Here is a 15,576-nt window from a genome sequence, read left to right on the forward strand (position 1 = left end):
CAGAGTCTCTTTTAGCGCAAAAAGGCTGGTGACTATTATAGTCACCAGCCATCAGTCTGCAACCTTCTCAGACTGCAACCCAAAGGGTTGTCTTATTTGATTTCAACTTCAGCGCCAGCTTCTTTCAGAGCAGCTTCCAGAGCAGCTGCGTCGTCTTTGCTGATGCCTTCTTTGATTGCAGCCGGTGCAGATTCAACCAGATCTTTAGCTTCTTTCAGGCCCAGACCAGTTGCGCCACGAACGGCTTTGATTACTGCGACTTTGTTAGCGCCAACAGCTTTCAGTACTACGTCGAATTCAGTTTGCTCTTCAGCAGCTTCAGCAGGGCCAGCAGCAACAGCTACAGCAGCAGCAGCAGAAACACCGAATTTTTCTTCCATTGCAGAAACCAGCTCAACTACTTCCATTACGGACATAGCTGCAACAGCTTCCAGGATTTGGTCTTTAGTGATAGACATAACAATTGTTCCTAAGAATCAGAATAAGTTTATACGTAAGCAACGATGTGTGAAGTGCGATTAAGCAGCTTCTTTCGCATCGCGTACAGCGGCCAGAGTACGAACCAGTTTGCCGGCAGCGGCTTCTTTCATGGTCGACATCAGACGTGCCAGTGCTTCTTCGTAAGTCGGCAGCGTTGCCAGACGGTCAATTTGAGCGGCTGGGATCAGCTCACCTTCAAAGGCTGCAGCTTTAACCTCGAATTTTGCATTCGCTTTCGCGAAATCTTTGAACAGACGAGCAGCAGCGCCCGGGTGTTCCATAGAATATGCAATCAAGGTTGGACCAACAAACGTGTCTTTCAGGCACTCGAAAGGAGTACCTTCAACTACGCGACGCAGCAGGGTGTTACGAACAACACGCATGTATACGCCAGCTTCACGACCTGCTTTACGCAGTTCAGTCATTTTATCTACGGTAACGCCACGGGAATCCGCAACAACCGCAGACAGCGCGCCTTTGGCTACTTCGCTGACTTCAGCAACAATCGCTTGTTTGTCTTGAAGATTTAATGCCATTAGCTTTTGCTCCTGGATTATTTTAGTCCGGAGAGTTGCCCCTCCGGAACTCACATCGTCTTTCAGCCGAAGCTGGCAGACGCTAACACGGTGAGTAGAATCCAGAAAAGAATAGGTTCTTCAGGCTCTCTCACCGTCTACGCAGGAAATTAAGTTTCTGACAGAACAACAGATAAATCGGTTGTTTTATCAGTGACACCTGCGGTCTTGGACGGAGGCCTGGATAAGGCCAGGCTCCAACCGAAAATTCTTACCCGGGAGGATAACACTCTCCCGCGGTCTCTTCCTTTAGGAAGAATGGGCGAAAATTCTAGGTGAATTTTTCGCCCACGTCAAGCAAGGTCTTAAGACGCAGCAGCGTTCAGACCAGCCTGATCAACTGCAACACCTGCACCCATGGTAGTAGACAGGCTAACTTTCTTGATGTACACGCCTTTAGCTGCAGATGGTTTAGCTTTTTTCAGCGCAACCAGCAGAGATTCCAGGTTTTCTTTCAGTTTGTCAGCGTCGAAGTCAACTTTACCGATAGTGGTGTGGATGATGCCGTTTTTGTCGTTACGGTAACGAACCTGACCAGCTTTAGCGTTTTTCACTGCTTCAGCAACGTTAGGAGTTACAGTACCAACTTTCGGGTTAGGCATCAGACCGCGTGGGCCCAGAACCTGACCTAACTGGCCAACAACGCGCATTGCATCAGGAGAAGCAATAACAACGTCAAAGTTCATTTCGCCTTTTTTGATCTGATCAGCCAGATCTTCCATACCTACCAGTTCAGCACCAGCAGCTTTGGCAGCTTCAGCGTTTGCACCCTGAGCGAAGACAGCAACGCGAACGCTACGGCCAGTACCATGTGGAAGAACAGTCGCGCCACGCACGTTCTGATCTGATTTACGAGCATCGATGCCGAGGTTTACAGAAACATCAACACTTTCAACAAATTTAGCAGTTGCCAGTTCTTTCAGCAGAGCTACGGCTTCGTTGATTTCGTACTGCTTGGTGACATCTACTTTGTCACGGATAACGCGCATGCGCTTGGTAAGCTTAGCCATTGATTAATCCTCTACTACCAGGCCCATGGAGATCGCAGTACCTTCGATAGAGCGAGCCATCGCATCTACGTCTGCACCAGTCATGTCCGCAGCTTTAGTCGTTGCAATTTCATGCAACTGAGCACGCGTCACTTTACCTACTTTGTCTTTGTTCGGCTTACCGGAACCAGACTTGATACCAGCCGCTTTTTTCAGCAGAACTGCTGCCGGAGGCGTTTTGGTAACGAAGGTGAAAGAACGGTCGCTGTATACGGTGATAACAACCGGAGTAGGCAGACCTTTTTCCAGGCTTTCTGTTTTTGCGTTGAACGCTTTACAGAATTCCATGATGTTAACACCCTGCTGACCCAGTGCCGGACCAACCGGTGGACTTGGGTTAGCCATGCCTGCTGCAACCTGCAGTTTGACATAGGCTTGTACTTTCTTAGCCATGATATTTCCTCAATTGGGTATAGCGCCTTAAATAAGGCTTCCCGTGATAATTATTCCACGCACACTGTGCGTAAAAACAAAAGGCGCGAAATTATAGGTTAATTTCGCGCCTTGTGCAAGACATCTGTTGCTGTCGTGATTAGCCTTTTTCTACCTGACCAAAGTCAAGTTCAACCGGAGTTGCACGGCCGAAGATAGAAACAGACACTTTCAGGCGGCTCTTCTCGTAATCCACCTCTTCCACCACACCGTTGAAGTCAGCAAACGGACCATCGCTAACGCGGACCATTTCACCAGGTTCAAACATGGTTTTCGGCCGTGGCTTATCACCAGCCTGTTGCAGGCGATTCATAATCGCATCAACTTCTTTATCGCTGATTGGCGCAGGGCGGTCAGAAGTCCCGCCAATGAAGCCCATTACACGAGGTACGCTACGCACCAGGTGCCAGCTCGCATCTTCCATCACCATTTGAACCAGCACGTAGCCCGGGAAGAATTTACGCTCACTCTTACGGCGCTGACCACCACGGATCTCAACGATCTCCTCGGTCGGTACCATAACTTCGCCGAACAGTTCTTCCATATTGTGCAGTTTAATGTGCTCACGCAGTGAAACTGCTACGCGGCCTTCGAAACCGGAAAACGCCTGCACGACGTACCAGCGTTTTTTTGGAGCTTCAGACATTTCAGAACCTCAGTCCAGTGATAAACGATACCAGACGGACCAGAATACCATCCAGCCCCCACAAAATCAGTGACATTACGGCGGTAACCGCAGCTACGATTAACGTGGTCTGCAACGTTTCCTGACGAGTAGGCCAGATGACCTTACGTACTTCAGTTCTGGCTTCACGAGCAAACGCTACCGCAGCCTTCCCTTTCGTGGTCAGCAGAGCAATTGCTCCGGCTACCGCGATAATGACAACCACAGCAAGAGCACGTAAAGGTAAGTTCACATTGCGATAATAGTAATTGCCGGCAACTGCCACAATTATCAGGAGAGCAACGACCACCCACTTAACTGCTTCCAGGCCGCGCCCGCTCCTCTGAGCTTCGGTATTTGCACTCATAAACCAACCTGCCAGAATAATCCAGAAACCATTAAACCCCGCTCGGCGAGGTATCCAAACCAGAAATACTTTACAGCACCTCTGATATCTTACGCCAAACCAGAGCCTGTCTCAGCAATGATTTACACAAAAAAATCACTGATGAGTCAGGTTCTATGTTTCGGCGTGCAAAAAGGGCATCAGATGATGCCCTTTTCATGTATATGCCGTCAAATATTATCGATGATTAAGCGATAACTTTAGCAACAACACCAGCACCTACAGTACGACCACCTTCACGGATTGCGAAACGCAGACCGTCATCCATCGCGATTGGGTGGATCAGGGTAACAACCATTTTGATGTTGTCACCAGGCATTACCATCTCAACGCCTTCTGGCAGTTCGATGGTTCCGGTCACGTCAGTTGTACGGAAGTAGAACTGTGGACGGTAGCCTTTGAAGAACGGAGTATGACGGCCGCCTTCGTCTTTAGACAGAATATAAACTTCTGACTCGAACTTGGTGTGTGGCTTGATTGAACCTGGTTTTGCCAGGACCTGACCACGTTCGATTTCTTCGCGTTTGATACCACGCAGCAGAACACCAACGTTCTCACCCGCCTGACCCTGGTCAAGCAGTTTACGGAACATTTCAACACCGGTACAGGTTGATTTCGCAGTATCTTTGATACCTACGATTTCAACTTCTTCACCAACTTTGATGATTCCGCGCTCTACACGACCGGTAACAACAGTACCACGGCCAGAGATTGAGAATACGTCTTCGATTGGCAGCAGGAATGGCAGGTCAATCGCACGCTGTGGTTCCGGGATGTAAGAATCCAGGAATCCAGCCAGTTCAACAACTTTAGCTTCCCACTCTGCGTCGCCTTCCAGTGCTTTCAGCGCTGAACCACGAACGATTGGAGTGTCGTCGCCTGGGAAATCGTACTGTGACAGCAGGTCACGGACTTCCATTTCTACCAGCTCCAGCAGCTCTTCATCATCAACCATGTCACACTTGTTCAGGAACACGATGATGTAAGGAACGCCAACCTGGCGGCCCAGCAGGATGTGCTCACGGGTCTGAGGCATAGGGCCGTCAGTAGCAGCAACAACCAGGATAGCGCCGTCCATCTGAGCAGCACCGGTGATCATGTTTTTAACGTAGTCGGCGTGGCCCGGGCAGTCAACGTGTGCATAGTGACGGCTTGGGGTTTCGTATTCTACGTGTGAAGTATTGATGGTAATACCACGAGCTTTTTCTTCTGGTGCGTTATCGATCTGGTCGAATGCACGAGCAGCACCGCCGTAGGTTTTAGCCAGTACGGTAGTGATTGCAGCAGTCAGAGTGGTTTTACCGTGGTCAACGTGGCCGATAGTACCGACGTTAACGTGTGGTTTGTTACGTTGAAATTGCTCTTTAGCCATTAGATAATAACCCTTTTAAAACACGGATAAGTCGGTGATATGATCACATCAACCAGGTGTTTGATTGCCTGATAAAAAATGAATTTATTAGATAACAGAAATTTCAGGGAGGAGATATAAGAAGTGGTGCTGATACCCAGAGTCGAACTGGGGACCTCACCCTTACCAAGGGTGCGCTCTACCAACTGAGCCATATCAGCACATCTGGAGCGGGCAGCGGGAATCGAACCCGCATCATCAGCTTGGAAGGCTGAGGTAATAGCCATTATACGATGCCCGCATCCTGGAACTCTGCTACCTGATATTTCTGTAGCTTTTGAACAATAAGATGGCTCTCTTATTATTCGAGTCTGCCAGATAAACTGACCGACTTTCGACCAATACTACCGGTCTACACTCGGGGTGACACTACTGCTTCACCAGGCTGTGATAGCATTTTTGCTTCACACCCACTCAACAAACAGCGTTGAGATGGTGGTGGGAGAAGGATTCGAACCTTCGAAGTCTGTGACGGCAGATTTACAGTCTGCTCCCTTTGGCCGCTCGGGAATCCCACCTTAACTTGATGGTGCCGACTACCGGAATCGAACTGGTGACCTACTGATTACAAGTCAGTTGCTCTACCTACTGAGCTAAGTCGGCATCAAGTTGAGGCGCATTTTAGGGGGCACCGCGCCAGGATGCAACAACAAATTTTAATTTTTTTTCTCTTCGCTTACTATTCACCCAAAATGAGGGTTTTCGCGGCATAACTGTTTAAATCAGCAACAAATAATGGTGGTATTTTACCCGACAGACTGTATCTGCCATCCGACGACTACCCGTTAGCCCTGCCGAAAGCGCTTCTTTGCGGCAGCTCCGGAGATAACATTTTTTATAAAAATGCCGTTTTATTTACTTCCACTGAATCAACTGCTTAAAAAGACAACAACCCCTGACTCAGGAATCTCCGGAACCCGACAAATATTCAGAGTTCGGTTGTTCCAAAATTAGCAGACAATGTCAGATTACCCGGGCTGGTACGCAAAAAAATCCTGAGGGATCATCTTTTACTTTTTACTGATGCCCACTGGTGTTAACCTCCAGCCTGTTATTTTATAACTATTACATTTCACCACGGTTCTGCGGCCAACTGATGGCATTCAACCGGTACCGATGATGAACCGAATCACTCTGTTGTCAGATGCCTGAATATGAATAAAAACAATTTGTCACTGGCCACCTCCCCCTACCTGCAGTTCACTCGTGAGCAATGGGCAACCCTGCGTGACTCGGTGCCTATGACATTAACCAGCCAGGACATTGCCAGGCTGAAAGGTATAAATGAAGACCTGTCACTCGAGGAAGTTGCAGAGATTTATTTACCCTTATCACGTTTGCTGAATTTCTATATCAGTTCTAACCTGCGCCGTCAGGCTGTACTTGAGCAGTTCCTTGGAAAAAATGAGCAGAAAATCCCTTATATCATTAGCATTGCGGGAAGCGTTGCTGTGGGCAAAAGTACCACAGCCCGTGTATTGCAGGCCCTGCTCAGTCGCTGGCCCGAGCACCGGAAAGTTGAACTGATTACTACTGATGGCTTTTTGCATCCAAATTCTGTTCTCAAAGAACGGGGTTTAATGAAAAGGAAGGGGTTCCCTGAGTCTTATGATATGCACAGACTGGTGCGCTTCGTTTCTGATCTTAAATCCGGAGAGAAGCAGGTCACCGCACCGGTTTACTCTCATCTGATTTATGATGTGATACCAGATGGTGATAAGCATATATCGCAGCCGGATATTTTAATTCTGGAAGGGCTGAATGTTCTTCAGAGCGGGATGGATTATCCGCATGATCCTCATCGTGTATTTGTTTCAGACTTCGTTGATTTCTCAATCTATGTAGATGCACCGGAACAACTCCTGGAACGCTGGTATATCAACCGCTTCCTGAAATTCCGTGAAGGTGCATTTACCGATCCGGATTCTTACTTCCACAATTACGCCAAATTACCGGTCTCAGAGGCCACTGAAATTGCCGGAAATTTATGGAAGGAGATCAACTGGGAGAATCTGAAGCAAAATATTCTACCCACCCGTGAGCGGGCAAGCCTGATCCTGACTAAAAGTGAAGATCATGCAGTTGATGCAGTACGTTTACGCAAATAAGTTGTGCTTACACTGATTACGGCCAGAATATTTCCGGCCGTAATTACAAAAATCAAAAATTCACTGCCCGCGTAGCGATATTTCACCACCCACCCACGGTTTTACCTGACCATCCTGTTCCAGTAGCAATCCGCCACGATTATCAATTCCCCTGGCGATACCATGAACTTCCCTTTCACCGATAATCAATTTCACCGGCCGGTTTATAAAATTATCCAGAGCTGCCCAGCGACTGATAAATGGAGCTAAACCTTCAGCTTCAAACAATTGTAATGCTGCACGTAACGTATTAATCAGTTCTACAGTCAGGGCATTGCGGTCAATATCGATTGCAGCTTCCTGCAAACTTATCCATTGCTGGCCCACCACGCTGTCATCCACCTGACGCATCATCAGATTTATTCCCGCGCCGATCACGATATGCGCCACATCACCTGTTTTCCCACTCAGTTCTACCAGGATGCCAGCAAGTTTTTTATCATTCAGGTACAGGTCATTCGGCCATTTAACCCGGACATCTTTTGCACCCAGCGACTGTAGTGCCTCAGCCATGACAATCCCCACCACCAGGCTCAGCCCCATTGCAGCTGCAGGACCTTGTTCCAGGCGCCAGTACATAGACATATATAAATTGGCACCGAAAGGAGAAAACCACTGACGCCCGCGCCTGCCACGACCAGACTGTTGGTACTCGGCAATACAGGTATCTCCCGGAGAAAGCACAGCCATCCGGTCCATCAGATATTGGTTAGTCGAATCAATGACCGGTATAACATTCACTTCACCGCTACCTGTGACATTCTGCCGGATAGTTTCCGCATTCAGTAATTGCAGCGGGGCAGAGAGGCAATAACCTTTACCCGTTACGGTATAAATATCCAGCCCCCACCCTTTCAGGGTGTTGATGTGCTGATTTATTGCGGCCCTGCTCATTCCACAGGTGTCGCCCAGCTGTTCACCTGAATGAAACTCTCCGTCTGCGAGTATGCCTGCGACTTTTAACGGTACTGTGTAATCTTTCATGATATTGCTCCCACCGCATCGCATTCCCCGAGTTCATCAATAAATCTCACCTCAGGTTCCAGCCAAACATCAAATTTCTCACCGACAGTTTGCCGTACATATCCCGCAAGTTTAACAATATCTTGTGGTTGTGCATGATTTTGATTAATCAACACCAGTGCCTGCATGCGATGCACGGCCGCCCCACCAATTTCATAGCCTTTGAGCTGGCACTGATCGATCAGCCAGCCTGCGGCAAGTTTTATCGTGCCGTCAGCCTGCGGATAATGAGGTAATGACGGATATATTCCCAGCAAGTGCTCGCCTTGCTCAGCACTAATCAATGGGTTCTTAAAGAAACTCCCCACATTTCCCTGAATCGCAGGGTCCGGTAATTTACTTTTTCGCATACTGCAAACCGAATTAAACACCTCTGATGGTGTAACTTTTTCAGCATCCAGGCGCACGAGATCACCGTAAGTCAGTACCGGTTGCCATTGTTTATTGAGACGTAGCCCGACAGCAACTACGGCATAGCCTTCACGATATTGATGTTTAAAGATACTGTCCCGGTATCCAAACAGGCATTCCTGAGAATTTAAACGGAACGTCTCTCCGCTACGCAGATTCAGGACATCCACATAGTGGCATACATCTTTGAATTCTATTCCGTAAGCACCGATATTCTGAATTGGTGCTGAGCCGGCAACTCCCGGGATCAGGGCCAGATTTTCCAGCCCGGGAATATTGTTTTGCAGGCAGTATTGCACCAGCCCGTGCCAGTTTTCCCCGGCACCTACATGTAACTCATAGCCAGTGTCATATCCGGTGACGGTAATTCCTTTGATCTGATTTACCGCAATTATTCCTTTAAAATCATCAAGAAATAATACGTTGCTTCCACCACCCAATAACAAAAACGGTTTTTCCAAAGCCTGGCTGTGTTGCCAGGCCTGCAGCAACTCCTCTGCCGACGCTGCAAGAACAATTTCGTCAGCACTGATCTCAAGGCCAAGTGTATTGAAAGGTTTGAGTGAATGAGTGGGGCTTAGCATATCCTGACCTTAACAAAATAATTAGACAGATAGTTTACCCGATCCAGGCCACAGAATGATGATTTTCGTACAGTGACACTGGCGGAAGGATCAGAAACGACGATGATTTTCGCAGACTTAAGAATTTTACAGCCGTAAAGATCTGTTCCGGCTGACGCTATCACTGTTTTATGACCGGATGGTGGGGATAAACAGACAGGAAGAGACGGTTATACAGGGAGATTTATAGCATGTTTGATAGGTACAAATGCAAAAAGGCCATCCGTCAGGATGGCCTTTCTGTCTTATTGGATGCCTGGCAGTTCCCTACTCTCGCATGGGGAGACCCCACACTACCATCGGCGCTACGGCGTTTCACTTCTGAGTTCGGCATGGGGTCAGGTGGGACCACCGCGCTCTAGCCGCCAGGCAAATCTTGGTGCCGTGTCCTGTGTCTTTTTCACTGATACTGCGTTGACTGCCTTTGTGCTGTTCAGTCACATACTCATGTATGCTCCTTCTCATCACGCAGTTGCCGCCTTGTCTCAGCGCAAAATCCTTCGGACGTTCGTCCGCAGAACACTGCTAATTTTTTAATTTAACTATCAGGAACTCGCTGAAAATTCTTTTGCGTCTCTGCAAAACGCCTCTGGCGTTGTAAGGTTAAGCCTCACGGGTCATTAGTACCGGTTAGCTCAATGCATCGCTGCACTTACACATCCGGCCTATCAACGTCGTCGTCTTCAACGTCCCTTCAGGACTCTCAAGGAGTCAGGGAGAACTCATCTCGGGGCAAGTTTCGTGCTTAGATGCTTTCAGCACTTATCTTTTCCGCACTTAGCTACCGGGCAATGCCATTGGCATGACAACCCGAACACCAGTGGTGCGTTCACTCCGGTCCTCTCGTACTAGGAGCAACCCCCCTCAATTCTCCAGCGCCCACGGCAGATAGGGACCGAACTGTCTCACGACGTTCTAAACCCAGCTCGCGTACCACTTTAAACGGCGAACAGCCGTACCCTTGGGACCTACTTCAGCCCCAGGATGTGATGAGCCGACATCGAGGTGCCAAACACCGCCGTCGATATGAACTCTTGGGCGGTATCAGCCTGTTATCCCCGGAGTACCTTTTATCCGTTGAGCGATGGCCCTTCCATTCAGAACCACCGGATCACTAAGACCTGCTTTCGCACCTGCTCGAACCGTCACTCTCGCAGTCAAGCTAGCTTATGCCTTTGCACTAACCTCACGATGTCCGACCGTGATTAGCTAACCTTCGTGCTCCTCCGTTACTCTTTGGGAGGAGACCGCCCCAGTCAAACTACCCACCAGACACTGTCCGCAACCCGGATGACGGGTCTACGTTAGAATATCAAACATTAAAGGGTGGTATTTCAAGGATGGCTCCGTACGAACTGGCGTCCGTACTTCAGTGCCTCCCACCTATCCTGCACATCAAGGCTCAATATTCAGTGTCAAGCTATAGTAAAGGTTCACGGGGTCTTTCCGTCTTGCCGCGGGTACACTGCATCTTCACAGCGATTTCAATTTCACTGAGTCTCGGGTGGAGACAGCCTGGCCATCATTACGCCATTCGTGCAGGTCGGAACTTACCCGACAAGGAATTTCGCTACCTTAGGACCGTTATAGTTACGGCCGCCGTTTACCGGGGCTTCGATCAAGAGCTTCTCCTTGCGGATAACCCCATCAATTAACCTTCCGGCACCGGGCAGGCGTCACACCGTATACGTCCACTTTCGTGTTTGCACAGTGCTGTGTTTTTAATAAACAGTTGCAGCCAGCTGGTATCTTCGACTGGCTTCAGCTCCGGGAGCAAGTCCCTTCACCTACGCGCCAGCGTGCCTTCTCCCGAAGTTACGGCACCATTTTGCCTAGTTCCTTCACCCGAGTTCTCTCAAGCGCCTTGGTATTCTCTACCTGACCACCTGTGTCGGTTTGGGGTACGATTTCGTGTTACCTGGAGCTTAGAGGCTTTTCCCGGAAGCAGGGCATTTGTCACTTCAGTACCGTAGTACCTCGTCATCACGCCTCAGCCTTAAGAAGTTCCGGATTTGCCTGGAACCTCAGCCTACACGCTTAAACCGGGACAACCGTCGCCCGGATGACATAGCCTTCTCCGTCCCCCCTTCGCAGTAACACCAAGTACAGGAATATTAACCTGTTTCCCATCGACTACGCTTTTCAGCCTCGCCTTAGGGGTCGACTCACCCTGCCCCGATTAACGTTGGACAGGAACCCTTGGTCTTCCGGCGAGCGGGCTTTTCACCCGCTTTATCGTTACTTATGTCAGCATTCGCACTTCTGATACCTCCAGCAGACCTCACAGCCCACCTTCAACGGCTTACAGAACGCTCCCCTACCCAACAACACATAGTGTCGCTGCCGCAGCTTCGGTGCATGGTTTAGCCCCGTTACATCTTCCGCGCAGGCCGACTCGACCAGTGAGCTATTACGCTTTCTTTAAATGATGGCTGCTTCTAAGCCAACATCCTGGCTGTCTGAGCCTTCCCACATCGTTTCCCACTTAACCATGACTTTGGGACCTTAGCTGGCGGTCTGGGTTGTTTCCCTCTTCACGACGGACGTTAGCACCCGCCGTGTGTCTCCCGTGATAACATTCTCCGGTATTCGCAGTTTGCATCGGGTTGGTAAGCCGGGATGGCCCCCTAGCCGAAACAGTGCTCTACCCCCGGAGATGAATTCACGAGGCGCTACCTAAATAGCTTTCGGGGAGAACCAGCTATCTCCCGGTTTGATTGGCCTTTCACCCCCAGCCACAGGTCATCCGCTAATTTTTCAACATTAGTCGGTTCGGTCCTCCAGTTAGTGTTACCCAACCTTCAACCTGCCCATGGCTAGATCACCGGGTTTCGGGTCTATACCCTGCAACTTAACGCCCAGTTAAGACTCGGTTTCCCTGCGGCTCCCCTATACGGTTAACCTTGCTACAGAATATAAGTCGCTGACCCATTATACAAAAGGTACGCAGTCACACCATAAAGGTGCTCCCACTGCTTGTACGTACACGGTTTCAGGTTCTTTTCACTCCCCTCGCCGGGGTTCTTTTCGCCTTTCCCTCACGGTACTGGTTCACTATCGGTCAGTCAGGAGTATTTAGCCTTGGAGGATGGTCCCCCCATATTCAGACAGGATACCACGTGTCCCGCCCTACTCTTCGAACTCACGATGTGTGCATTTTCATGTACGGGACTTTCACCCTGTATCGCGCGACATTCCAGACGCTTCCACTAACACACACACTGATGATGGTTCAGGGCTGCTCCCCGTTCGCTCGCCGCTACTGGGGGAATCTCGGTTGATTTCTTTTCCTCTGGGTACTTAGATGTTTCAGTTCCCCAGGTTCGCCTCGTTAACCTATGAATTCAGTTAACGATGATGCACTGAGTGCACCGGGTTTCCCCATTCGGACATCGCCGGCTGTATCGGTTCATATCACCTTACCGGCGCTTTTCGCAGATTAGCACGTCCTTCATCGCCTCTGACTGCCAGGGCATCCACCGTGTACGCTTATTCGCTTAACCTCACAACCCACAGACGTCTTGCAACGACTATGAATCGTAAAAGTTTTTGAGAGACTCTGAATAACTTTCGTCATTCATTGTTTTCAAATTTTCAGCTTGTTCCGGATTGTTAAAGAGCAATATCTTAAACATGACTCGTAAGTCATCTTTAAGATAATTCGGTCGGTGACTTTCACTCACATACCAGCAAGTGGCGTCCCCTAGGGGATTCGAACCCCTGTTACCGCCGTGAAAGGGCGGTGTCCTGGGCCTCTAGACGAAGGGGACACTGAAGTCTGCTTCGGCAAGACGCCTTGCTCATACTTTCTATCAGACAATCTGTTGTGGACACTTCACGGGAACGTATCTTCAGGTAAGGAGGTGATCCAACCGCAGGTTCCCCTACGGTTACCTTGTTACGACTTCACCCCAGTCATGAATCACAAAGTGGTAAACGCCCTCCCGAAGGTTAAGCTATCTACTTCTTTTGCAACCCACTCCCATGGTGTGACGGGCGGTGTGTACAAGGCCCGGGAACGTATTCACCGTAGCATTCTGATCTACGATTACTAGCGATTCCGACTTCATGGAGTCGAGTTGCAGACTCCAATCCGGACTACGACGCACTTTATGAGGTCCGCTTGCTCTCGCGAGGTCGCTTCTCTTTGTATGCGCCATTGTAGCACGTGTGTAGCCCTACTCGTAAGGGCCATGATGACTTGACGTCATCCCCACCTTCCTCCGGTTTATCACCGGCAGTCTCCTTTGAGTTCCCGACCGAATCGCTGGCAACAAAGGATAGGGGTTGCGCTCGTTGCGGGACTTAACCCAACATTTCACAACACGAGCTGACGACAGCCATGCAGCACCTGTCTCAGAGTTCCCGAAGGCACCAAAGCATCTCTGCTAAGTTCTCTGGATGTCAAGAGTAGGTAAGGTTCTTCGCGTTGCATCGAATTAAACCACATGCTCCACCGCTTGTGCGGGCCCCCGTCAATTCATTTGAGTTTTAACCTTGCGGCCGTACTCCCCAGGCGGTCGACTTAACGCGTTAGCTCCGGAAGCCACGCCTCAAGGGCACAACCTCCAAGTCGACATCGTTTACGGCGTGGACTACCAGGGTATCTAATCCTGTTTGCTCCCCACGCTTTCGCACCTGAGCGTCAGTCTTTGTCCAGGGGGCCGCCTTCGCCACCGGTATTCCTCCAGATCTCTACGCATTTCACCGCTACACCTGGAATTCTACCCCCCTCTACAAGACTCTAGCCTGCCAGTTTCGAATGCAGTTCCCGGGTTGAGCCCGGGGATTTCACATCCGACTTGACAGACCGCCTGCGTGCGCTTTACGCCCAGTAATTCCGATTAACGCTTGCACCCTCCGTATTACCGCGGCTGCTGGCACGGAGTTAGCCGGTGCTTCTTCTGTCAGTAACGTCAATGCATAGCCGTATTAAGACTACACCCTTCCTCCTGACTGAAAGTACTTTACAACCCGAAGGCCTTCTTCATACACGCGGCATGGCTGCATCAGGCTTGCGCCCATTGTGCAATATTCCCCACTGCTGCCTCCCGTAGGAGTCTGGACCGTGTCTCAGTTCCAGTGTGGCTGGTCATCCTCTCAGACCAGCTAGGGATCGTCGCCTAGGTGAGCCGTTACCCCACCTACTAGCTAATCCCATCTGGGCACATCCGATGGTGTGAGGCCCGAAGGTCCCCCACTTTGGTCTTGCGACGTTATGCGGTATTAGCTACCGTTTCCAGTAGTTATCCCCCTCCATCAGGCAGTTTCCCAGACATTACTCACCCGTCCGCCACTCGTCACCCAAGGAGCAAGCTCCTCTGTGCTACCGTTCGACTTGCATGTGTTAGGCCTGCCGCCAGCGTTCAATCTGAGCCATGATCAAACTCTTCAATTTAAAGTTTGATTTGCTTAAACGAGTTAAGCGATGCTCAAGTGTAAAACACTCATAATGAATTTCATTATGTGTTCACTCTTAAGACTTGATATTTTTTACGTCCGGAGACGCTGATATCAATCCTGCGAGTGCCCACACAGATTGTCTGATAAATTGTTAAAGAGCGTTGCAACTCAACCGCTTAGGTTGTCGCTGCGAGGTGGCGTATATTACGCTTTTCACCTCAGGAGTCAACCACTATTTCGTGATTTTTTCTCCGGACCGAATCGCTTCAGTCCCTGTCACGCCTTGGCGCATCGCGCTTTACCGTGTCAGTGGGAGCGCATTATAGGGAGATAATTTTTTCTGACAAGGGTTTATTTTAAAATAATTACTGAATGGCGTTTTTTTCAGCAAAACTGATATTTTTACAACGATCTGCCGGTAATCTGTACAAAATTCCTGGCAAATTCAGCCACCTGCGCCCAGTCGGTGTATTCAATCTCTTTCGAAGTATCGGTTTCTCCACCCGTGATCTTCATAATCAGGCGGATCATCATTTTGTCGAACCAACGATAACGTGGATAACGTAATGCTCCGGCAGCTACCAGACAACGATCTGGTGTCCAGGGAGACTGCTCCAGAAATTTACGGGTATAGACGTTCGTTTCCGGTGTGCATTTATCCGCTTTACGCGCTGTAAGGTTGACCGAGATAAAACCGCTGATACGAGCCTGCAATTCCGGCAGATGTCCGACAATACAACTATGCAGTTCCTGAGCGAAACGTCCGTAACGAATTGATGCGGCGATCAGCAACCGGTCATAGCCCTGCCAGTTAACAGTGGCAACATCCCGGATATTCACCACATCGCATTCAGTTAACGGCCGGACTTCATCAGCAATAAAACGGGCAATACGTTCAGTTTGTCCATCCCGGCTGGAAAACAATATCAACATCTTCATTCTTTTATATTCC

The 15,576-nt window shown here is 49.5% G+C and carries 11 protein-coding genes, 5 tRNA genes and 3 rRNA genes; 1 reads left to right on the top strand and 18 read right to left on the bottom strand.

Annotation, left to right across the window (positions count from 1 at the left end):
* Positions 1-92: 92 nt before the first annotated feature.
* The 11 genes from rplL to A7K98_RS18610 form a co-directional block, all read right to left on the bottom strand.
* Positions 93-458, bottom strand: coding sequence for a 50S ribosomal protein L7/L12 (gene rplL, locus A7K98_RS18560; RefSeq protein WP_038024029.1), 366 nt, complete (start codon positions 456-458; stop codon positions 93-95).
* Positions 459-518: 60 nt separating this feature from the next.
* Entirely contained in the window at positions 519-1,016 is a 498-nt protein-coding gene (gene rplJ / locus A7K98_RS18565) for a 50S ribosomal protein L10 (RefSeq protein WP_025902281.1), read from the bottom strand.
* A 344-nt stretch (positions 1,017-1,360) separates the two neighbouring features.
* On the bottom strand, positions 1,361-2,065 hold the full coding sequence (gene rplA / locus A7K98_RS18570; protein ID WP_087489889.1) for a 50S ribosomal protein L1: 705 nt from the start codon (positions 2,063-2,065) through the stop codon (positions 1,361-1,363).
* 3 nt (positions 2,066-2,068) lie between these two features.
* Positions 2,069-2,497, bottom strand: coding sequence for a 50S ribosomal protein L11 (rplK, locus tag A7K98_RS18575; protein ID WP_038024035.1), 429 nt, complete (start codon positions 2,495-2,497; stop codon positions 2,069-2,071).
* A 139-nt stretch (positions 2,498-2,636) separates the two neighbouring features.
* On the bottom strand, positions 2,637-3,182 hold the full coding sequence (gene nusG / locus A7K98_RS18580; RefSeq protein ID WP_038024038.1) for a transcription termination/antitermination protein NusG: 546 nt from the start codon (positions 3,180-3,182) through the stop codon (positions 2,637-2,639).
* A 1-nt stretch (position 3,183) separates the two neighbouring features.
* The gene (gene secE / locus A7K98_RS18585; RefSeq protein ID WP_038024040.1) at positions 3,184-3,567 is read right to left on the bottom strand and encodes a preprotein translocase subunit SecE; all 384 of its coding nucleotides are present in this window, start codon (positions 3,565-3,567) and stop codon (positions 3,184-3,186) included.
* 226 nt (positions 3,568-3,793) lie between these two features.
* The gene (gene tuf, locus A7K98_RS18590) at positions 3,794-4,978 is read right to left on the bottom strand and encodes an elongation factor Tu (protein WP_087486823.1); all 1,185 of its coding nucleotides are present in this window, start codon (positions 4,976-4,978) and stop codon (positions 3,794-3,796) included.
* Between the two features lie 124 nt (positions 4,979-5,102).
* Positions 5,103-5,178 (bottom strand) — tRNA-Thr (locus A7K98_RS18595).
* A 5-nt stretch (positions 5,179-5,183) separates the two neighbouring features.
* Positions 5,184-5,258 (bottom strand) — tRNA-Gly (locus A7K98_RS18600).
* A gap of 192 nt (positions 5,259-5,450) precedes the next feature.
* Positions 5,451-5,535, bottom strand: a tRNA-Tyr gene (locus A7K98_RS18605).
* 9 nt (positions 5,536-5,544) lie between these two features.
* Positions 5,545-5,620: transfer RNA gene (locus A7K98_RS18610), tRNA-Thr, on the bottom strand.
* A gap of 551 nt (positions 5,621-6,171) precedes the next feature.
* Between A7K98_RS18610 and coaA the strand changes: the two genes are divergently transcribed.
* Positions 6,172-7,125 carry a type I pantothenate kinase gene (coaA, locus tag A7K98_RS18615; protein WP_087489890.1) on the top strand — a complete coding sequence of 318 codons (954 nt, stop codon included), beginning with the start codon at positions 6,172-6,174 and terminating at the stop codon, positions 7,123-7,125.
* Between the two features lie 60 nt (positions 7,126-7,185).
* Here coaA and birA read toward each other — a convergent pair whose 3' ends face one another.
* From birA to hemG, 7 genes are all read right to left on the bottom strand, one after another.
* Positions 7,186-8,148, bottom strand: a complete 963-nt coding sequence (gene birA / locus A7K98_RS18620) for a bifunctional biotin--[acetyl-CoA-carboxylase] ligase/biotin operon repressor BirA (protein WP_087489891.1) — start codon at positions 8,146-8,148, stop codon at positions 7,186-7,188.
* Positions 8,145-9,182 carry a UDP-N-acetylmuramate dehydrogenase gene (gene murB, locus A7K98_RS18625; protein ID WP_087489892.1) on the bottom strand — a complete coding sequence of 346 codons (1,038 nt, stop codon included), beginning with the start codon at positions 9,180-9,182 and terminating at the stop codon, positions 8,145-8,147. Before murB ends, birA begins: the two co-directional genes overlap by 4 nt.
* Positions 9,183-9,475: 293 nt before the next feature.
* Positions 9,476-9,591 (bottom strand): 5S ribosomal RNA (gene rrf, locus A7K98_RS18630).
* A 229-nt stretch (positions 9,592-9,820) separates the two neighbouring features.
* Positions 9,821-12,724: ribosomal RNA gene (locus A7K98_RS18635) — 23S ribosomal RNA — on the bottom strand.
* A 191-nt stretch (positions 12,725-12,915) separates the two neighbouring features.
* Positions 12,916-12,991 (bottom strand) — tRNA-Glu (locus A7K98_RS18640).
* Between the two features lie 86 nt (positions 12,992-13,077).
* A 16S ribosomal RNA gene (locus A7K98_RS18645) occupies positions 13,078-14,619 on the bottom strand.
* The 16S, 23S and 5S rRNA genes sit together here with 1 tRNA gene alongside, the layout of an rRNA operon.
* Before the next feature lie 407 nt (positions 14,620-15,026).
* The gene (gene hemG / locus A7K98_RS18650; protein WP_087489893.1) at positions 15,027-15,563 is read right to left on the bottom strand and encodes a menaquinone-dependent protoporphyrinogen IX dehydrogenase; all 537 of its coding nucleotides are present in this window, start codon (positions 15,561-15,563) and stop codon (positions 15,027-15,029) included.
* Positions 15,564-15,576: the final 13 nt, after the last annotated feature.

This window comes from Tatumella citrea, from assembly GCF_002163585.1.
GTDB classification, from domain to species: Bacteria; Pseudomonadota; Gammaproteobacteria; order Enterobacterales; family Enterobacteriaceae; genus Tatumella; species Tatumella citrea.